This window comes from Streptomyces lacaronensis (assembly GCF_047337785.1).
Taxonomy (GTDB): Bacteria; Actinomycetota; Actinomycetes; order Streptomycetales; family Streptomycetaceae; genus Streptomyces; species Streptomyces lycopersici.
Genome location: NZ_JBLHDK010000003.1, coordinates 9,999,481 through 10,018,752, shown reverse-complemented (window position 1 = coordinate 10,018,752; position 19,272 = coordinate 9,999,481). Strand labels below are relative to the sequence as shown.

Here is a 19,272-nt window from a genome sequence, read left to right as displayed (position 1 = left end):
CCGACTTCACCCTTCCTTGTGCTTCAGGACCTCGGCGAGGCTCGGCGCCTCGCGGTCCCGCTGGGACATCGATGTGACCGGCAGCGGCCAGGGAATGGCGAGCTCCGGGTCGTCGAAGGCGATCGTCACGTCCTCGGCCGGGTCATGCTCGCGGTCGATCCGGTACGAGGTGTCGGCGGTCTCGGTCAGCGCCTGGAAGCCGTGCGCGCACCCCGCCGGGACGTAGAGCGTGTGCTGGGTCTCGCCGGACAGCTCGAAGGAGGCCCAGGCGCGGTAGGTCGGTGAGGCCGGACGCAGATCCACGACGACGTCGAAGATCCTCCCGTACGAGCACCGCACCAGCTTGGCCTCACCCGCGCCGGAGCGCAGGTGCAGGCCGCGCAGCACACCCCGGACCGAGCGGGACACGCTGTCCTGGACGAAGGCGTGCGGGTCGAGGCCCACCGAGCGGACCACATCGGCGTCGAAGGTGCGGCAGAAGAAGCCGCGCTCGTCGGCGTACGGCGTCGGCTCGAACAGGTACGCGCCGGCGATCTCCGGGACTTCGGTCGCTTTCATCGAGCCTCCCGAGGGGCGTGGGCATGGGCGTTCGCCGGGAACAGCGTCGTGGTCAACGCGGCGAATTGGTGGGCGAGTTGCTGTGCGGCGGCCCGGTTCCGCTCGGTGAGGGTGTGCCGCAGCTCGGCCGAGTGCTTCTCCAGGTCCCTGAATTGTTCGAGCAGCCGGTCGGCGTCGACCGCGCGCGCCGGGTGGCAGTACGCGCCGAGGCCCATCCGGTCCATGAGCGCGTCGCTCTTCGCCGCATAGCAGAGGGCCAGCACCGGCGTGCCGGTCTTCAGCGCGCAGATCAGGTTGTGGTACCGGACCGCCACGACGGTGTCGGCAGCCGCCATCTCGTTCATCAGGTCGGCCAGTGAGGCCGGTTCGGCGGCGGTGACCAGGGCTGAGTCCACCGCGTCGAGGATGGCGGCGACCACCGGCGCGTCGCAGTCGTCACCGGTGAGCAGCCGGACCGGCCGGCCCTCGTCGACCAGCGCGCGAACGAACCGGATCGTCCCGTCGAGGTAGCGCCGGTAGATCTCGTCGGCCCGGGCGCGGTCGTCGTTGCCGCCGTGGAAATCCATGACACCGAGACAGACCGGGCCCGGCGATCCCGAGTCCGAGGGCTCGCTCGCCCTCGGCGTCGGCAGCGCGAACGCGAGGTCGGGGTAGACCTCGTCGCGCGCGGTGTCCACACCCATCGCCCGCATCGCGTCGCGGGACTGGGTGTCCCGGTACGACCGGTACACGGCCAGCCGCCCCGACCAGCGCACCAGGGCCCGGGTCGGCCGGTTGCGGATCTCGGCGGCGCCGACGCTGACCAGCGCGACCCGGGTGCGCAGCAGCCGGCCACTCGCGCAGAGCAGGAACAGCGAGTACGGGAAGCCCCACGGCCGCAGCGGCAGTGTGGCCTCCAGGACGCCCATGCCCGGCACGATCACCACATCGTGCCGGCGCACCCAGGCAGCGGTGCGGAAGACATCGACGAGTTTGCCCAGGCCCTTCGCCGCGATCGCGCCCGCACGCGACGCGGTCCGGTACTCCGCGCGGTTCCAGTGCAGCCGCGTGGCGGGGATCCCGAACCGGGCCGTGACGGCCTCGGGTCCGCCGCACAGCGCGTCCACGACCGCCTCCGGGTGTTCGGTGCGGAGGTAGCCGAGGAGGGCCTCGAGCGATCCGTCGTTGCCGAGGTTGCCGGAGCCGAGCAGGCCGAACACCCCCACACGTGGCGCGGTCCTCATACCCGCCTCCCCTCACGGCCCGCGACGAGGGCGTCGACGGAGACGGTCAGCTTGGCCGGGTCGACCGGGGCGCGGTCCTCGACCCGCTCACCGGCGCCCGGCCGGACCCGGCTGGTCAGCCATGCGGCCAGGTGGCGGTGGCAGGCGCGCCGGTCGGCCGCGGACAACGGGGCCCGCCGGATCGCCGAGGCGAAGCCCCAGACGTACTCGGCGAGCAGCCGGGGCGTCGGGTGCAGCGGGCCCGCCCGGCGCGGGTCCAGGTTGACGCACCGGGAGCGCTTGCTCGGGTTCGCCCGCTCGGCGCGGGTGGGGTGGTCGCGGCGGAAGTACAGCAGCTCCGGCACCTGGTGGAAGCGCCCGTGCAGGGCGATCTCGGCGACGAACGTGCGGTCCGCGTGGTGGTAGCTGTCCATCGGCTTCACCCGGCGCAGCGCGGCGGCCCGGATCACCCCGTAGAAGTCGTCGCCACCGGGCTCGAACAGCATGCTGCGGAAGCGCTCCGGCGGGTGCGGTGAGTCGGTGGCGAGCGTGTACTCGTACGGGACCTTCACCTGGCCGTCGCCGTCTATGACCGCCTGGTCCGCGTGCGCGAGGATCACGTCGGGCCGCTCGTCCAGCGCCTGGACGCAAGCCCGCAGCAGATCGCGGGCGTAAAGGTCGTCGTGCGAGGCCCACTTGAACAGTTCGCCGCGGCACTCGGCGAACACCCGGTTGTGGTTCGGCGTGGCGCCGATGTTCCGGGGCAGCCGGAGGTACCGGATGCGCGCGTCCTGCGCGGCGTACTTGCGGCAGATGTCCTCGGTTCCGTCGGTGGAGGCGTTGTCGGAGATGACCAGCTCGAATTCCTCGTAGGTCTGACCGAGCAGGGCGTCGAGCGACTCGGCCAGGTACTCCTCGCCGTTGTACACGGGCAGGCCGATGCTCAGCCTGGGTTGGGCTGTCATGAGGTCCTCACTTCGCGGATGGAATCGTGGTGGCGCTCGCGCAGGGCGGACCGCAGGTGCAGCCACCACACGGCCGAGCCGCTGACGGTCGCGGCGGCGACGCACCAGGCCGAGCCGACCGTGCCGGCGACGGCCGCCCCGCCGAGCCCGCCGCCGGCATAGCAGGCGGAGGCGAAAAGCTGGGAGCGCAGGCTGCGCCGGGCGGCGCCGAGCGCGCGCAGTCCGGCCGCCGCGCCGGTGCCGAGGCCGGCGCCCGCGACACCGAGGGTGACCGGCACGATGAGCTGTGCGGCGGAGTGCCAGACACCGCCGAGCGCCAACGCGCCGAGCCGGTCCGGCATCAGCAGCAGCGCCCCGCCCCAGAGCAGCGCGCCGGCGGCCTGCCCGCCACCCAGCAGGAGGCAGAACGCGCCGAGGCGGTGCGGGGTCCGCCGCAGCACGCGTGCCGCCTCCGGGACGGTGACCAGCGAAAGGCCCATCAGTACGGCGAGGAACGGGCCGAGCAGGAGCTCGGCGCCCCGCACCGCGCCCACGGCGCCGACCCCGACGATCGCGCCGAGCCCGTACGCCCGCAGCTGGCTCGCGCCGCTGAGGCAGGTGTTCTCGACGAGGTACCGGTAGCCGAGGTCGCGCTGCTCGCGCAGCCACCCGCGCGCCCCGGTCACCCGGGGCCGGATACCGGACTGGAGGTAGCCGTACCCCGCCGCCACCGTGGCGGACGCGCCCCAGGCGAGCACAAAAGCGGCCACGCTGCCCACCCGGGCCGCCACGATCATGGCCGGGACGAGCGCGACGCCCCACACGACGTCGTTGAGACACGCCTTCCGCCCGGCGCCGGCGGCGAAGAACGAGAACCGCCAGGCGTCCTGCAGAAGCAGCCCAGGCAGCATGACGCCGAGGCAGACGAACGCGGGCCCCACGCGGCCGCCGAGGGCCGGCCCGACCACCAGACACGCCGCGCCGATGGCCGCGCCTACCCCGAGTGCGGTACCCGACGACCGGGCCACCGCCTCGCGCCAGGACGCGTCCGGCACACCGCTGAAGCGCACCACGAGCGGATCGGTGGCCAGCCCGCGGGAGATGTTGAGCACCACGCCGTAGGTCACCCAGGCGAGGCTGAACACGCCGAACGCGGTCACCCCCAGCGAGCGGGCCACGTAGATGCCCACCGCGAAGTTGGACATGCTGGAGGCCGCCTGGTCGGCCAGTCCCCAGGACAGCCGGCCGACGAGGGCCCGCTTGGCGGATCCGGCCGGTGGCGCCGTTGTCCGCGGGTTCTCCCCCTCGGTGGGCATCGGCGTCATGTCTTGATCAGCCCGGCGCCGTGCAGGGCGCCGGCCGCGTCCGCGACGGTGTCGAACGGCAGCCCGGAACGCTCGGCGACGTCCAGCAGACTGTGCTCGCCGTCGGAGAGGTTGAGCACCCAGAGCATGGCCATCTGGGCCTGCTTCGCGTCGCTGCGGCCGCCGAGCGAGTCGTACAACCCACGTCGGCCCAGCTGTGGTTCGCCGTAGGGGCTGAGGTTGAGGTACCGCCGGTTGCGGTCGAGGACGGCGAACGCCTCGCGGCAGACGGCGAGCGTGTCCGCCATCGCCTCCGGGGAGACGAAGTCCAGGTTGTCCGCCGAGGTGTGATACTCGGGGTAGCCCGCGTACGGGGTCCGGGTGAGCGAGCCGACCCCGAGATCGAACCCGGGCGAGCAGAACTGCCGCTCGTCGTAGCCGTACGGGGTGAACTCGGCGACGCGGTGCGGGCGTTCGGAGGCGGTCAGCACATGCCGCATCACCCGGTCGATCTCCGCGTCGCCGCGCCTGCTCTGTTTGTACGTGAGGTGGCCCCGGTCACCGGCGCAAGCCAGCACGAGGCCGTGCTTGACCCGGTCGATCCGCTCCGCGTTGCGCGCCAGCCAGGTGATCGCCCCGATGGTGCCGGGCGCGTAGATGAACCGGTAGGTGTAGTACGGCGTCCGCTCGGCCAGCGCACGGGCCAGGAAGGTCGCCACCGCGATGCCGGCCAGGTTGTCGTTGGCCAGCGACGGGTGGCAGACGTGGCAGGAGACGATCACCTCGTCGGGGACCTGCCCGGGGACGATGTGCTCGGCGTAGGTGAGGTGGCCGTCGGTGAGTGTGGAGTCCACGCACACCTCGTACTCGCCGTCCGGCAGCGCGTCCAAGGTCTCCTGGGCCAGGCAGAACCCCCATTCCGGCTGGTAGTAGCTGGTGCGGTACGGCACCCAGGCCGGGTGGTCCGGCAGGGTGTGCAGGTGCGGACGAAGCTCGGCCAGCGGCATGGTCGCCGACACCGGCACGCTGTAGCCCAGCACGTGCAGGCTGGACGCGGCGAAGTCGACGACCCGGTTGCCGGCGGGGTCGGCGATGTACGCGTCCCGGATGTTCCACTCCTGCGGCACCGTCCAGTCGAGCACCTGGGTCCCGGTCGGCACCTCGTGCACCCGCAGCGGGACATGCTCGCCGACGATCTCCAGGGTGGCGCGCACACCGTCGCCCGTGATGCTCCGGCACAGCGGATACAGCCGCTCCACCAGCGCGTACATCTCATCGCCTGGCGCGGTCACCGGCGCCACCGCAGAGTCTCGTCGACGGTGCCGGCGTCGGACGCCGCGCGCAGCACGGCGAGGCGGGTGAAGCGCCGCTCGAAGTCCTCGCGGGTCAGCCCGTGTTTCCGGTAGGCGTCGGCGAGTTCGAGCGCGCCCTGCTTCACCGTCCACTCGCAGTCGAAGCCGGGTATCGCGGCGCGGAACCGGGAGAAGTCCACCCGGTAGGAGCGCGGATCGGCACCGGTCTCCCCGGTGATCACCACCTTGGAGCCGGACACCGCCTCGGCGACCTGCCCGGCGATCTCGGCGACCGTGACGTTGTTGGTCTCACTTCCGATGTTGAACGCCCGGTCGTGCACCGCCTCCCGCGGCGCGGTCAGCGCGGCCGTGAAGGCCCGTGCGATGTCGACGGCGTGCACCAGCGGGCGCCAGGGGGTGCCGTCGGAGAGCACCAGCACCTCGCCGGACAGCAGCGCGTGGCCCACCAGGTTGTTCAGCACGATGTCGGCACGCAGCCGGGGCGAGTAGCCGAAGGCGGTGGCGTTGCGCAGGAACACCGGGCTGAAGTCGCCGTCGGCCAGGCCGTGCAGGTCGTCCTCCACTCGCACCTTGGACTCCGCGTACGGCGTCACCGGGCGCAGCGGTGCGTCCTCGGCCACCAGGTCGTCGCCGCCCGCGGCCCCGTAGACCGAGCAGGTCGACGCGTACAGAAAGCGCCGCACCCCGGCGTCGCGAGCCAGCCGGGCCAGCCGCACGGACGCGTGGTGGTTGATGTCGTGGGTGAGCTCCGGCGCCAGCGACCCCAGCGGGTCGTTGGACAGGGCGGCCAGGTGGATCACGGCGTCCACCCCGGCCACGTGTTCGGCCGTGACGTCGCGCAGGTCCACCCGATGCCCCGGCGGATCCGCGGGCGCCGGGCCCAGCACACAGTCGGCGAACAGGCCGGCGTCGAGGCCGACGACCTCGTGCCCGGCCGCGGCAAGGGCCGGGGCCATGACGGTTCCCAGATAGCCCTGGTGTCCGGTCAGGAGTACGCGCAAGGGTCAACCCCCCAGGTTGAGCGTGAGTTTGGTGACGGCGAACGCTTCGGCGTATCGCTCGTGGCATTCGATGCCGCGGATCCGCGCGAGGCCGAGGAAGGCCTCCCGGTCGTACCAGGGCCGGTGCCGCTGCGAGGGGTAGTGCTCCTGCAGCAGCCGCACCTTCTGTTCGGCGGTCTCCGGTGACAGTGGCTGGTACGCCGCGAGGGGGCCGAGGTCGCCGTCCCACTTGACGATCTCGTAGCCGAGCACGACGTGGTCGCGGAAGGCGGTGGGTATCAGCTGCGCCAGGCCGCGGTGATCCTGGTGCGCGTCATCGGTGCGCGGCGCCAGCACCAGATCCGGCTCGGTCCGCGCGCGCAGTTCCTCGACCGCGGCCTTGGCCTCGTCCCAGTGCGCGGGCAGCCGACCGTCGGGGAGCTTGTGCACGGTCAGCCGCAGGTCGGCGTCCGGGCAGAAGGCGGCGAGCGCGGCCGCCTCCTCCTGCTCCCGCTCACCACCACCGCCGGTGAGCACCAGCGCGTCGACGCGGACGCCCGGCCGCGCGCGGCACAGCGTCAGCAGCGTGCCGCCGGCGCCGATGGCGATGTCGTCGCAGTGCGCGCCCATGGCGACGATCCGGTCCAGGCGCCCGGTGTGGAGACGGATCACGCCCTCGCCCCCGCGCCGTCCCGTTCCCATACGGCCCACGGGCGGTCGCCCCGGACGTAGGCGGCGTCGAGCGCGGCCCGTTCCTTCACGGTGTCGGTCGGCTTCCAGAAGCCGCGGTGCTGGTGCGCCACCAGCCGGCCGCGCTTGGCCAGTTGGGCGCATCCGTCGGCGACCAGGTCCCCGTTCTCCGGGATGTGGTCGAAGACCTCCTGGCGGAGCACGAAGTAGCCGCCGTTCTCCCACAGCGGCAGTTCGCTCACCGCGGTGATGCCGCCCACCAGGCCGTCCTCGCCCAGATCCACGCAGTGGAACGAGGACTGCGGCGGCACCACCATCATCGACGCACCGGCGTCGCGCAGGGCGAACTTCTCGATCATCTCCGGCAGCGGGGCGTCGGTGAGCACGTCGGCGTAGTTGGCGAGGAACATCTCGTCGCCGTCCAGGTGGTGCCGCACCCGGCGCAGCCGCTCCCCGATCGGCGACTCGACGCCGGTCTGCGCGAACGTGATCGTCCAGTCCGAGATGTCGGTGGACAGCAGCTCGGTCCGCCCGCCGCGCAGCACGAAGTCGTTGGACGCCGTCTCCTCGTAGTTGAGGAAGAAGTCCTTGATGTGGTGGGCCCCGTACCCGAGGCACAGGATGAACTCCGTGTGCCCGAAGTGCGCGTAGTAGCGCATGACGTGCCAGATCAGCGGCCTGGGGCCGACCATCGCCATCGGCTTGGGCACGTCGTCCGCGGCACCGCTCCGCATCCGCATCCCGTAACCGCCGCAGAACAGGACGACCTTCATGCTGTGACCTTTCAAGACGCGACCTCGGCAATGCTCAGTTCCGGGATGGGAAAGACCAGTCGGCCGCCCCAGTCGTGTACGAAGGACAGCTGCTCGACCAGCTCGGCCCGCAGGTTCCACGGGAGGACGAGCACGTAGTCCGGTTTGTCGGCGGCTATCCGCTCGGGCGACAGGATCGGGATGCGGGTGCCAGGGGTGAACCTGCCGTGCTTGTAGGGGTTGCGGTCGACCGTGTACGGGAGCAGGTCGGGCCGGATGCCGCAGTGGTTGAGCAGGGTGTTGCCCTTGCCCGGGGCGCCGTAGCCGACGACCGTCTCGCCGCGCTCGGCCGCCTCGATGAGGAACCGCAGCAGATCCCGGCGCACCTTGGCCACCCGGGCGGAGAACTCGGTGTACCCGGAAAGCTCCTGCAGCCCGGCGGCCTTCTCCCGGTCGAGCACGTCGGCCACCTGCCCAGTCGGCTCACCGGCCGCCTCGATCGGCCGGGCCCACAGCCGGATGGAGCCGCCGTGCGTGGGCAGCAGCTCGACGTCCACGAGCGCGAGTCCGCCGCTCGCCAGCGCCCGGGTCGCGGACGCGACCGTGTAGTACTGGAAGTGCTCGTGGTAGATCGTGTCGTACTGGTTCTCCTCGATCAGGGTCAGCAGGTGCTGCACCTCGATGGAGACCCAGCCGTCGTCGGCGACCAGGGCGCGCAGCCCCCGCGTGAAGCCGATCACGTCGGGGATGTGCGCGTACACGTTGTTCGCCACGACCAGGTTCGCCGGGCCGTGCTCGGCGCGTACGGCCGCGCCGGTTTCCGGGCTCAGGAACTCCGTGAGCGTGGGCACACCCGCCTCGCGGGCCGCGGCGCCGACGTTCACCGACGGCTCGATCCCCAGGCAGCGGATCCCCCGGTCCACCACGTGCTTCAGCAGGTATCCGTCGTTGCTCGCGACCTCGACCACGAAGGCGTCGGACCCCAGCCCCACCCGGTCCGCGGCCTCGGCGACGTACGTGCGCGCGTGCTCCACCCAGGAGGTCGAGTACGAGGAGAAGTACGCGTACTCCTCGAACGTCTCCTCCGGCGTGATCAGCGGCGGGATCTGCGCGAGCCAGCAGTCGGTGCAGACCCGCAGGTGCAGCGGGTACGCGGGCTCCGGCTGGTCCAGTTGGTCCGCGGCGAGAAAGCTCTCGCACGGTGGCGTCGCCCCGAGATCGACGACGCTCGCCAGCGTCGCCGAGCCGCAGAGTCGGCATCGTGTCATCTACTGCCCCCCATTGATTCCGTCCCCCATTGATTCCGACCGACCCGCGATCGCGGTGCGGTACTCCTCCTCCAGGCGCTCCAGCCCGACGGCCGGGCTGAAACCCTGTTCGTAACGGAGCCGGGCTGCCTGGCCCATCTCCCGGCTCAGGGCCGGCTCGGCCGCGATCCGGCGCATGCGGGCCGCGAGCGAGGCGGGCTCGCCAGGCTGGTGCAGCAGCCCGGTCACGCCGTCCTCGACGAGTTCGACGAAGGAGCCGTGACCGGCGGCGACGACCGGGACCCCGGCCGCCATCGCCTCGACGACCACCAGGCCGAACGCCTCCAGCCATGTCGAGGGAGCCACCACGGCGACCGACCGCGCGATGGCCTTGGCGCACTCCGCCGGGTCCAACAGGCCGACGAAAGCCACGTCGTCCCGGCCCGCCGCCCAGGCGGTCACCTCTCGCTCCAGTGGCCCCGCACCCGCTATCACGAGCGGTACGCCCACACCGCCGCTCGCCGCGATCTCGTCCCACGCGGCCATGAGCAGCCGAATGCCCTTGGCCTCCGCGAGCCGGCCGAGACAGAGCAGATGCTCTCCCCCGCCTGCTCGGCGGGCGCCCGGGTCGGGCACGAAGTTGTGCTTCACCGCCAGCCGCTCGGCCGGCATGCCGGCCCGTACCAGGACGTCGCGCTGCGCCGCGGAGATGCAGAAGAACCGCTCCACGCCGGACCACCAACGCCGCCGGTTGACCGACAGGCTGACCGCGAGCGGCACCGTCGCAAGGCGGGAACCGCGGTAGCAGCCGTGCCGGACGGCGGGCAGTGGTGCGGAGCCGACGCACTCGGCGCACGGCCTCCCGTCCCGCTGAAGCGTGCCGGGAGGGCAGACCTGGGTGTAGTTGTGCAGCGTGGCGACGGCGGGCACACCGGCGTCGGCGCAGGCGGCGAGCACCGCGGGCGACAAGAGCGGGAAGACGTTGTGGACATGGACCACGTCCGGCCGCTCGATGCGCAGCCGGGCGGCGAGCTCCGCGCGGACCGCCGGGTTCCACGGCACGAGGAGCGGCACCGCGGCCTTGCCGAGGAGGGACCGGGCGGCGATGTCGTCGCTGCGCCGCTCGAACACCCCGACCCGATGGCCGGCCGCGCGCAGCAGCGCCACCTCCTGGTCGACGACCTTGTTCTCCCCGCTCGGCTGCGCCGAGGCGTAGCGGTTGTGCACCACGAGGACGTGCATGCTCAAGGAACCTCCGATCTCCGGGCCCAGCGCGGAATGTGTCGTGGAGGGGTTTCGCGCGTCGCGAGAGGAGCGGCAGGCGCCGCCAACAGCGTGGCGGCCAGGGCCAGATGCAGCAGATACGGCGAGGCGTCGCCAAGACCGGCCTCGGTGTACGACGCGATCGCGCAGTAGCTGATCAGAAAGATCGCGCAGGCCCTCTCCAGCGACGGTGGCCGCAGCAACGCGACGCCGCCCAGCACGATGACGATCGCGGCGACAAGGGTGACGCCGACCAGACCCTGCTCGTTGTAGACGGCCAGCCAGCTGTTGTCGATCGGCAGCCCGCCGAACGACTTGTCGCCCAGGCCCACGCCGAACCACTTCTCCCCGGGCGTCCGGGGCGCGGCCAGCAGGGCGTCCCAGACCTTGGCCCGGCCGGTGAGGCTGGAGAAGTTCTCCTGGCTCTGTCCGCGCAGGAACCACGCCTGGAGCACGGAGGCGAACCCCACCGCGGCCACGGTGGCGCACAGCACCGCCCAGGTGAAGAAGCGGCGGGCCGCGGCGCTGGTGAGGAGGAGCGAGCCGATCGCCAACGCCAGGCCGAGGAACAGGCCGAGCGTGGCCGTCCGGGTGTGGGTCAGCGCGAGCAGGACGAGTGACGGCACGATGACCACCACCGCGCCGGCCCTGTCGGTCCGGCGGCCCAGTACGAGCAGCACGGTGAGCCCGGTGATCACCGCTGCGTACTGTCCGATCTGCGGCGGGGTGAGCGGCCACAGCGCGCCGACCAGCCGCCCGCCGTAGAGGTCGGGCAGGGCCGCGCCCGGGGAGACGACCAGGCCGACGGCCACCGACCCGAGCACCGCGAGGTACATCCGGATGTGGTGCCGGACGAACGTCAGGCTGCCGTCCCACCAGCGGCTGAGCAGCCAGAGCGTGCCGACGAAGAGAGCCAGCCGGGTGCAGCGGAACAGCGCGCCGAACCCGGATTCCAGGTGCGCGCTGGAGATCACGCTCGTCACCAGCAGCAGGGTGAGCAGGAACACATACGCACTGGCTCGGATGCGCGGCCGGAGATTGACCGCGAGCGCCAGCGCGAACGCGGCGACCAGCGCGCCCATGGTGACCATCTGGATGAGGGAGCGGGGCAGCGGGACGATGGTCTTCGCCCCGGCGGAGCCGAGCGTGTTGAGGACCAGCAGCCCCCAGACCGTCCCGACGATCTTCGGTGTGTGACCCCCGCCCATCTCAGCCACCGTCCCGTGCGCGGAAGGTGCTGCCCGCGTCCTGCTGGTACGGCGTGCTCTGCCACTGCCCGGAGTCGAGTACCCGGCTCGGGTCGTAGGCGACGAACATCCATGGTCCGAGGTAGACGTTGTCGTGCCAGCGGTTGTGCTGCTCGTGGGTGATCGCCTCGGCCACCCCTTCGCCCTGGTACGGGGACCAGTCCGGATAGGTGCCGTAGTTGGCCAGCACCGCCATTCGGTCGCACTTCACCGTGCACTTGACGACGGACGTGTCCAGCACGAAGCGGTTGTCGTGGATGTCCACCCGCTGGGTCTTCCACCGGCAGTCGGCGTAGAGCGGTGGCTTGTCGATCGCCGGTTCCGCGCAGCGGTCGGTGTCCCGGACCAGCAAGGTGCAGTCACCGGACGAGGTGTTGGCCGGGCTGTTGCAGAACCGGTCGGCGTTTTCCCACAGGGTGATCCCGGACCAGTTGTTCTCCAGCGCGTTCCGGTAGATCTCGATCTTGTCGGTGCGGGCCTCGATACGCGGTTCGCCACCGGACTCGGACACGTAGACGGTCGGATAGGGGAAGTTGTCGCCGCGGTCGGCCTCCCTGCGGCCCTCGACCCAGTTGTTCCGCCGGATCGTGTTCTTCCGGATGACCGCGTTATAGCTGGTCTCGTAGATCAGCGCGGCACCGTCGTTGTCCTCGAGCACGTTGTTCTCGATGCGGAAGTCGTTGTTGTTGGTGTCCGCCCACAACCCGGTTCCACGGTTGTCGTGCACCCAATTGCCGCGTATGTCGGCGCCGTTGACGGCCCAGAACTTGATGCCTCCGGTGCAGCCGCAGCCCTTCCGCCGCCGCTCCCAGTCGCCGGTGTTGTTGCCCACGATCTCGTTGCCCTCGACCACCAGGCCACCGATCCGGCCTTTGGCCTTGTACGCGTTCATGCCGTACTGGCCGTTGTCGCGCAGGCAGCTGGCGCGGACTCGCTGGCGGGCACCGGCCATCAGCCCGGCGCCGGAGTTGTCCTGGATCGTGGCGTGCTCGATCACCCATCCGTCGGCCGAGTCATGGTTGACCACGCCCTCGTCCGGTGGCGCCACGAAACGTCGCACGGTCAGGTAGCGGATGGTGACGTCGCGGGCGGTGCCGCCGAACGCGTACTGGTTCTTCCTCCGGCCGTCGAACACCGCGCCGGGCGCGCCGAGGTAGCGGTTCCCCTCCTTGGGGATGACCTGGGCATAGCGGTCCGGGTCGAGCCTGTGCTTGCCCGGTCGTAGCCAGAACGTGGTGTTCGGGGGGTTGCTCTTGGTCTTCGCCGCCAGGTCACCGACCACCGCGGGGTCGACCGTCACCGCGCCCGCCGGCGCCTTCGCCGGCCCGGCCGCGGGATTGGCGCACACCCGGGCCACGGACCGGGCCGCGGACGTGGACGGCGCGGCGGTCGGCTCCGCCGCCGGGGCGCCCGGCGTGCTCTCGCAGCCGGTCGCCGCCAGCAGGACGAGCGCCGCCACCGCCACCGGTAACGCCCAGTTCCGCCGCTTGATCACCATGCGTCCCCCCTGGGGGGCGTCTTGCCGATCATGCCGGGCTCCCGACGCCCGGCACGGCACCTCGCGGCCCCGCGCTCGTCGCACGCGGCGCCGCTGCGCTCTTCTCACGCGGCTTGCGATGCTCCCCCAGCTGCCGCTGGGAGGTGCCCCCCGCACCAGACGCCGCTCGCTGATCCAGCCTGATCGACAAGACGCCCCCTAGCCGCGGAACCTGAGTACGGTGGTGAACCCCTGCGCGCCGTCGGCGAAGCCGGTGCCGACCAGTGTGGTGGTGGGTTCCTTGCGCCCGAAGCCGGCGGAGTACCAGCCCAGCGGCGGTCCGGTCTCGCCGCGATGTGCCCGCCAGGCCAGTTGCCCCGGCAGGTCGAGCACCGCGGAGCGGTCCTCGCCGTCCCGGGTCCAGGTGAGCCGTGCCCGGTTGTCCACCAGGTCCGCGGCGATCGCCGGGCCGAGGTGGAACGCCAGGTGCACGTCCCGGCGCGGGCCGCGCACCTCGTCCACCACCCTCAGCTCCCTGGCCGCGGCCGTCAGCTCCACCCGGCGGCGGTGCACGGAGCCCTGGTAGCCGTCGTGCTCGGCACACCAGCGGGCCACACCCTCGCCGGAGGTGTCCGCGGCCAGGACACGGCTGCGGGCATGCCGGGTCCACAGGAACGGGCCGCCGGAGACGGACTGGTCACCGTCGTCCAATCGCAGGGTGTTGTGGCCGAGGGTCGACCGGAAGTACTGCCGCCACTCGGGCTGCCCGTGGTAGCAGTACGTCCCCGGGTCGGCGAGCACATCGACCCCGTCGTGCCGGACCTCCACGGACAGCGCGTCCGCGTGGGCGTGCGCGGCGATGGACAGGAAGCCGTGCGGACCACCGTCGCAGCGGCACCAGATCTCCTCCGGACCGCGCAGGATGGTGAGCCCCGCGTCGGCGAAGTGGGCCGGGCGGCTTGGCGGGCGGGACACGGCCGGTGCGGTTCCCTTCTTCGGGTACGGACGGATGAGCGCGGCCAGCAGCGGGGTGCGCACATCGGTGCCGGTCACCGCGGGCCACCAGGCGAGCCGGCCGAACACGGCGTCCCCGGTGGCCAGCAGCGAGGCCCAGCGGTCGGTGCCCGCGCCGTCCACGACCAGACCGTGCCCGTCGTCGGCGTCCCCCTGGCGCGGCGGCCGTAGCCGGCTGTCCACGATGGCCGCGAGCGCGTCGGTCATCCGCAGCAGCACCAGCCGGATCGACGCGGGGACCGGCCTGCCCGCGGCGTCCGCCTCGGCCAGCGCGGCCAGGCCGAGCTCCAGCACCAGTCCGTGATACTCGGTGGCCAGCTCGCGGTTGAGGCCGGAGTCGAAGGTGTTGTTTCGCAGCTGCCGCTCCAGCGACCGCAGCGCGCCGGCCCGCCAGCGCGCCGAGGAGGGGAACCACCCGAACGCGCAGGCCGCGGCGAACTGCCCGGCGGCCTCGGCGATGACATGGTTGTTCGCCGAAGAGCCCCGGCTCGGGAAGGCGGCCAGCCAGCGCTGGTGGTGCCAGATCTGGTTCAGCGCCACCGGGTTGCCCTCGAACAGCCCGGCCGCGCCCGGCCAGCCGTCGAGGAGCCGGCGGATCCACACCCACGACAGCAGCCGGATCCCCAGCTCGATGCCGCTGGTCCAGTGCACTCCGCGCAGCGGCGCGTTGGCCGTCCACCACGACCGCAGGTGCTCGGCCACCCGCTCGGCGTACCGCTCGTCCCCGGTGATCGCGTAGGCGGCGGCGAGCTGGGTGAGGTACTGGTGCCGGGACGGCTCCCAGATCTGCTTGATGTCCCCGACCGCGTCCTCGTCGCGGTACGGCACGTCGAAGGCGTAGCCCCGCGGAGCCCGGCGCCCGGTCTTCGGGTCGTACCACCAGTCCGGGTCGGCCAGGTCGTCGCGGACCACCCCGAAGTACTCGGCGTGCCCGGCCATCAGCCGGTCCGCCTCGGCGATGAGGCGTTTCGCGGCGTCCGGTGGCACCGCGGCGATCGTCCCCGCGGGCAGTACCGCGGTGAACCGGGCGCCGGTCACGCTCGGGCAGTCCGGCCGCGCCGACCGCCACCGCCGCCTGCGCACCGCGTCGCCCACCCGGCCGCCGACCTCACGCGGCCCCATCCGGGACAGCCGCCGCAGGTACCAGCCCGCGCCCATGGTCATCGCGTCCTCGCCAACGTCACCGGCGCACCGCCGGCCAGGCCGGCCCGCACGGCGAGGGTGGCCGCCGTGGTGGCGACCAGCGACTCCAGCGGCACCGGCATCGGCCCGCCGGTCCGTACGGCCTTGATGAACGCGGCCAGCTCGGCGGACTGGCCCTTGTCCCGGGCCTTGGGCAGCCGCGAACTGACCCACCGGTCGCGGCCGGCCCTGCCGTCCAAATACAGCGAGGCACGGACGAAGTCGTCGAGCCGCAGCACCTTGCCGTCCGCGATCAGGTCCAGCGTCTCCTTGGGGAAGCCCGGCGAGCCGGTGGTGACGTAGGCGATGGTGGCGGTGGACCCGTCCGGGTAGCGCAGCACGACCTGGAGGTCCTCGTTGCCGGACGTGGCGACCGCGTACACCGAGACCGGGTCGGCCCCGAGCAACCAGCCGGCCGTGTCGATGAAGTGTCCGCCCTCGCCGGCGAACCGCGAGCCCTCGGTGCCCTGTTGGAGGTACCAGCTGCCGTGCTCGAGGCGGCCCGCGTTGACCAGGTAGCGGAGGTGTCCCGGCCCGGTCCGGGAGCCGAACCGCTTCCTGGCCTGAAGCAGCAGCGGCGCGAACCGGCGGTTGAAGCCCACCTGAAGCCGGTCGTTGCCGGACTCCTCCACCGCCGTGAGTACGCCGGCCAGCTCGTCCTCGGTGAGGGCCAGGGGCTTCTCCACGAACACCGCCTTGCCGGCCCGCAGCGCCCTTTGGGTCAGTTCGGCGTGCGAGCTGTGGCGGGTGACCACGAACACCGCGTCGATGGACGGGTCGCCGAGCACGGCGTCGAGATCGGTGGTCGCCTCGGCGAAGCCGAACTTGCGCTTCGCGTTGGCCGCGGACAGCGCCGTCGTGGTGACGACCGTGGCCAACTCGACGCCATCGCGCCGTTCCAGGTGCGGCAGCAGCATCGACGTCGCGTAGTTTCCCGCGCCGACGAACGCCAGCCGCACCGACGCGTTGGCGTACCGGGCCGGGGCGGACGCTCCGCCGCCGCGTCGCACCGCGGGCACGGCCACCTCGGGGGCCCCCGCTTCCGTGACTCGGCCGGGGTGGTCGGGGTACCGGAACAGCACCGCCACGGCCTTCAGGTCGCCGTCCTTCAGCCGCCGGTACGTCTCGACCGCGTCGTCGAAGTCGGCCATGTGGGAGACCAGGGGCTCCACGTCGACGCTGCCGCGGGCGAGGAGATCGAGGAAACACGCCAGGTTGCGGCGCTCGGTCCAGCGCACGTAGCCGATCGGGTAGTCCCGCCCCTCGAGCTCGTACTCCGGGTCGTAGCGCCCGGGGCCGTAACTGCGGGAGAACCGGACGTCGAGTTCCTTCTCGTAATACGCGTTCCACGGCAGGTCCAGGCGGCACTTGCCGATGTCGACGACCCGGCCGCGGTCCCGGCTCAGCCGGGCGGCCAGCTCGACGGGCTGGTTGCTGCCGCCGCCGGCGGCCAGATACACCTGGTCCACGCCAAGGCCGCCGGTGAGTTCGGCGACGGCGGTCTCCACGGCCGCGGAGGCGGGATCGCCGCAGGCCGCCGCGGACAAGCGCTCGGCGAGCTCGCAGCGCACCGGGTCGGGGTCGGCCCCGATGACGCGGACTCCCGAGGCGGTAAGGAGCTGCACCACCAGCTGCCCGATCAGCCCGAGGCCGATGACCAGCGCCACGTCGCCGAGCTGTGGTTCACCGCGGCGGACGCCCTGCAACGCGATCGACCCGACCGTGCCGAAGGCCGCGTGCCGCGGCGCGAGGCCGTCCGGCACCGGGGCGTAGAGGTTCTTCGGCACCCAGTTCAGCTCGGCGTGCAGCGCGTGCTCATTGCCGGCGCAGGCCACGAGGTCGCCGACCTTCACATCGTCGATCCCGGCGCCGACCTGCTCGACCACCCCGCACAGCGAGTAGCCGAGTGGCGTGTAGGAGTCCAGCTTGCCCATCACCTTGCGGTAGGTGGCGCCCACCCCGTTGGTGGCCACGCTCTGCATGACCTTGGCCACCTGGTCCGGCCGGGAGCGGGCCTTGCCCACCATCGACATGCCGGCCTCGGACACCTTCATGAGCTCGGTCCCGGTGGATATCAGCGAGTAGGCGCTGCGGACCAGCACACCGCCCGGCTTGCACCCCGGCACCGGCACATCGAGCAGCGCCAGTTCGCCGCTCTTGTAATTCTGCACAACCTGCTTCACTCAAACTCCCCAGAAGTCGCGCCGCGATACCAGTACTCGAGGGTCAGCACATGCCACAGATGCTTGGAGAAGTCCCGCTGCCCGGCGGCGTCCTCGGCGACCATCCGCGCCAGCGCGTCACGGCGCAGGAACCCGGAACGGACGAGCACGCCGTCGTGCACCACCTCGCGCACCAGCGGTGCCAGATCCCGGCTCATCCAGGCGCGCAACGGGGCGCTGAACAGGCCCTTGGGCCGGTACACGATCTCCCGGGGCAGGATCGAGGTGGCCGCCTCCTTGAGGACGGCCTTCCCCTGCCGTCCGACGATCTTGCGGTCACCGGGCACGGCGAACGCCGCCCTGACCACTTCGACGTCCACATACGGCACCCGCACCTCGGTCGACGCGGCCATGCTCGACCGGTCCGTGTACGTGAGGTTCAGGCCGGGCAGGAACATCCGGGCGTCGCCCAGGCACATGCGGTTGACGAAGTCGTCGAGGTCGTTGTCCTGGTAGACATCCGCATGCTCGGTCAGCACGTCCTCGACCGTCCCGGCCAGGTCCGGATCGATCAATGCGAGCAGCTCGTCCTGGTCGTACATGGTGTAGCTGCGCCGGAAGGCGGTCTCCTCCGGCAGATCGGCGAAGGAGAGGAACCGCTTCGCGAAGCGCACCGACCGGTACCCCCGGCGGGCCGTGGCCACCGGCAGCCGGTCCACGGCCCTGGACACCCCGCGCCGCAGGGGCCGCGGGACGCGCTGGTAGCGCAGCGCGATCAGGTTGGCCAGGTGCTTGCGGTAACCGGCGAACAGCTCGTCGGCACCCATCCCCGAGAGCATCACCTTGACCCCGGCCTCCCGGGCGGCCGAGCAGATCAGGAACGTGTTGATCGCGGCGGGGTCGCCGATCGGCTCGTCCAGGTGGTACGTCATCCGCGGCAGCAGGTCGAGCACGTTCGGAGCGATCTCGATCTCATGCAGGTCGACGCCGAACCGCTCGGCCACCCGCCGGGCATAGCGCAGGTCGTCCGGCATCGCCTCGAACCTGGCGTCCTCGGCGCGGAACCCGATCGTGTAGGCGGAGATCCCGGGTTGGTGGCGGGCCGCCAGAGCGGTCAGGTAGCTGGAGTCGAGCCCGCCGGAGAGGAAGGTCGCCACGGGCACGTCGGAGAGCAGGTGCCGACGGGTCGACTCCTCGACGATGGCGGCGAGGTCCGGCTGCTCACCGCTGCGGGCCCGCTCCCGGCCCTCGGCGGCGACGTCCTTGAGGTTCCAGAACCGGCCGCGCTCCACCCGGCCGTCGGGCCGGCACCGCAGCCAGCTCCCCGGCGGCAGCTTCTCCGCTTCGCGGAACGCGCAGCGCGAGTCCGGCACCCAGTAGTACAGCAGCGAGGCCACCAGCGCCGCATGGTCCACCTCCAGCGACCCGCCGGTCACGGCGGCGAGCGCCTTGAGTTCGGAGGCGAACACCAGGCCCTCGCCGCGCCGGAGCAGGAACAGCGGCTTGATGCCCAACTGGTCGCGGGCGAGGACCAGTTCACCGGTGCGCTCGTCGAAGATCCCGAACGCGAACATGCCGCGCAGCCGGGGCAGGCAGTCGGTGCCCCAGCGCCGCCACGCCTCCAGCAGCACCTCGGTGTCGGAGGTGCCGCGGAAGCGCACTCCGGCGGCCGCCAGTTCGGCCCGCAGCTCGGGCGCGTTGTACAGCTCGCCGTTGTACGTGAGGACGAGGCCGTCCGAGACCATCGGCTGGGCGCCGGTCCCGGACAGGTCGATGATGGCCAGCCGGCGGTGCCCGAGGTGCACTTCGCCAACGCCGGCGGGGTGGCTGTACCGGCCCGTCCCGTCCGGACCGCGGTGGGCGAGGGTATCGGTGAGCCGGTCGGCCACGGCCTTCCCGTCCGGCCATCGGTAGGTGCCTGCGATGCCACACATGTC

At 72.0% G+C, this 19,272-nt stretch carries 15 protein-coding genes; all 15 read right to left on the bottom strand.

Features of this window, described 5'->3' with window-relative positions; all coding sequences use genetic code 11:
* Positions 1-6 precede the first annotated feature (6 nt).
* Positions 7-558, bottom strand: a complete 552-nt coding sequence (gene rfbC / locus ACMTAK_RS43310; protein WP_413811211.1) for a dTDP-4-dehydrorhamnose 3,5-epimerase — start codon at positions 556-558, stop codon at positions 7-9.
* The gene (locus tag ACMTAK_RS43305) at positions 555-1,781 is read right to left on the bottom strand and encodes a polysaccharide pyruvyl transferase family protein (RefSeq protein ID WP_413811210.1); all 1,227 of its coding nucleotides are present in this window, start codon (positions 1,779-1,781) and stop codon (positions 555-557) included. Before ACMTAK_RS43305 ends, rfbC begins: the two co-directional genes overlap by 4 nt.
* Positions 1,778-2,725 (bottom strand): glycosyltransferase family 2 protein, encoded by a 948-nt coding sequence (locus ACMTAK_RS43300; RefSeq protein ID WP_413811209.1) that lies wholly within the window; start codon positions 2,723-2,725, stop codon positions 1,778-1,780. The genes ACMTAK_RS43305 and ACMTAK_RS43300 overlap by 4 nt, the downstream gene beginning before the upstream one ends.
* Entirely contained in the window at positions 2,722-4,029 is a 1,308-nt protein-coding gene (locus ACMTAK_RS43295) for an MATE family efflux transporter (RefSeq protein WP_413811208.1), read from the bottom strand. The genes ACMTAK_RS43300 and ACMTAK_RS43295 overlap by 4 nt, the downstream gene beginning before the upstream one ends.
* Positions 4,026-5,309: a DUF4910 domain-containing protein gene (locus ACMTAK_RS43290; protein WP_413811207.1), complete on the bottom strand. Its 1,284-nt coding sequence runs from the start codon at positions 5,307-5,309 to the stop codon at positions 4,026-4,028. The genes ACMTAK_RS43295 and ACMTAK_RS43290 overlap by 4 nt, the downstream gene beginning before the upstream one ends.
* A complete protein-coding gene (locus tag ACMTAK_RS43285; protein WP_413811206.1) occupies positions 5,297-6,322 on the bottom strand; it encodes an NAD-dependent epimerase/dehydratase family protein in 1,026 nt (341 codons plus the stop codon). Before ACMTAK_RS43285 ends, ACMTAK_RS43290 begins: the two co-directional genes overlap by 13 nt.
* 3 nt (positions 6,323-6,325) lie before the next feature.
* Complete coding sequence (locus ACMTAK_RS43280) at positions 6,326-6,973, bottom strand: PIG-L deacetylase family protein (protein ID WP_413811205.1); 648 nt, start codon at positions 6,971-6,973, stop codon at positions 6,326-6,328.
* Entirely contained in the window at positions 6,970-7,764 is a 795-nt protein-coding gene (locus ACMTAK_RS43275) for a glycosyltransferase family protein (protein WP_413811204.1), read from the bottom strand. The genes ACMTAK_RS43280 and ACMTAK_RS43275 overlap by 4 nt, the downstream gene beginning before the upstream one ends.
* Before the next feature lie 11 nt (positions 7,765-7,775).
* Entirely contained in the window at positions 7,776-9,011 is a 1,236-nt protein-coding gene (locus tag ACMTAK_RS43270) for a class I SAM-dependent methyltransferase (protein ID WP_413811203.1), read from the bottom strand.
* Positions 9,012-10,232: a glycosyltransferase gene (locus ACMTAK_RS43265; protein ID WP_413813171.1), complete on the bottom strand. Its 1,221-nt coding sequence runs from the start codon at positions 10,230-10,232 to the stop codon at positions 9,012-9,014.
* Between the two features lie 2 nt (positions 10,233-10,234).
* On the bottom strand, positions 10,235-11,461 hold the full coding sequence (locus tag ACMTAK_RS43260) for an O-antigen ligase domain-containing protein (protein WP_413811202.1): 1,227 nt from the start codon (positions 11,459-11,461) through the stop codon (positions 10,235-10,237).
* Between the two features lies 1 nt (position 11,462).
* Positions 11,463-12,998 carry a right-handed parallel beta-helix repeat-containing protein gene (locus ACMTAK_RS43255; protein ID WP_413811201.1) on the bottom strand — a complete coding sequence of 512 codons (1,536 nt, stop codon included), beginning with the start codon at positions 12,996-12,998 and terminating at the stop codon, positions 11,463-11,465.
* A gap of 198 nt (positions 12,999-13,196) precedes the next feature.
* Positions 13,197-15,155, bottom strand: coding sequence for an alginate lyase family protein (locus tag ACMTAK_RS43250; protein WP_413811200.1), 1,959 nt, complete (start codon positions 15,153-15,155; stop codon positions 13,197-13,199).
* Positions 15,152-17,356: a bi-domain-containing oxidoreductase gene (locus ACMTAK_RS43245; RefSeq protein WP_413811199.1), complete on the bottom strand. Its 2,205-nt coding sequence runs from the start codon at positions 17,354-17,356 to the stop codon at positions 15,152-15,154. Before ACMTAK_RS43245 ends, ACMTAK_RS43250 begins: the two co-directional genes overlap by 4 nt.
* A complete protein-coding gene (gene asnB / locus ACMTAK_RS43240) occupies positions 17,353-19,269 on the bottom strand; it encodes an asparagine synthase (glutamine-hydrolyzing) (RefSeq protein WP_413811198.1) in 1,917 nt (638 codons plus the stop codon). Before asnB ends, ACMTAK_RS43245 begins: the two co-directional genes overlap by 4 nt.
* Positions 19,270-19,272: the final 3 nt, after the last annotated feature.

Coding starts and splice junctions, on each gene's coding strand:
- rfbC (WP_413811211.1), bottom strand. CDS start 558: ATGAAAGCGACCGAAGTCCCGGAGATCGCCGGCGCGTACCTGTTCGAG.
- ACMTAK_RS43305 (WP_413811210.1), bottom strand. CDS start 1,781: ATGAGGACCGCGCCACGTGTGGGGGTGTTCGGCCTGCTCGGCTCCGGC.
- ACMTAK_RS43300 (WP_413811209.1), bottom strand. CDS start 2,725: ATGACAGCCCAACCCAGGCTGAGCATCGGCCTGCCCGTGTACAACGGC.
- ACMTAK_RS43295 (WP_413811208.1), bottom strand. CDS start 4,029: ATGACGCCGATGCCCACCGAGGGGGAGAACCCGCGGACAACGGCGCCA.
- ACMTAK_RS43275 (WP_413811204.1), bottom strand. CDS start 7,764: ATGAAGGTCGTCCTGTTCTGCGGCGGTTACGGGATGCGGATGCGGAGC.
- ACMTAK_RS43270 (WP_413811203.1), bottom strand. CDS start 9,011: ATGACACGATGCCGACTCTGCGGCTCGGCGACGCTGGCGAGCGTCGTC.
- ACMTAK_RS43265 (WP_413813171.1), bottom strand. CDS start 10,232: ATGCACGTCCTCGTGGTGCACAACCGCTACGCCTCGGCGCAGCCGAGC.
- ACMTAK_RS43260 (WP_413811202.1), bottom strand. CDS start 11,461: ATGGGCGGGGGTCACACACCGAAGATCGTCGGGACGGTCTGGGGGCTG.
- ACMTAK_RS43255 (WP_413811201.1), bottom strand. CDS start 12,998: ATGGTGATCAAGCGGCGGAACTGGGCGTTACCGGTGGCGGTGGCGGCG.
- ACMTAK_RS43250 (WP_413811200.1), bottom strand. CDS start 15,155: ATGACCATGGGCGCGGGCTGGTACCTGCGGCGGCTGTCCCGGATGGGG.
- asnB (WP_413811198.1), bottom strand. CDS start 19,269: ATGTGTGGCATCGCAGGCACCTACCGATGGCCGGACGGGAAGGCCGTG.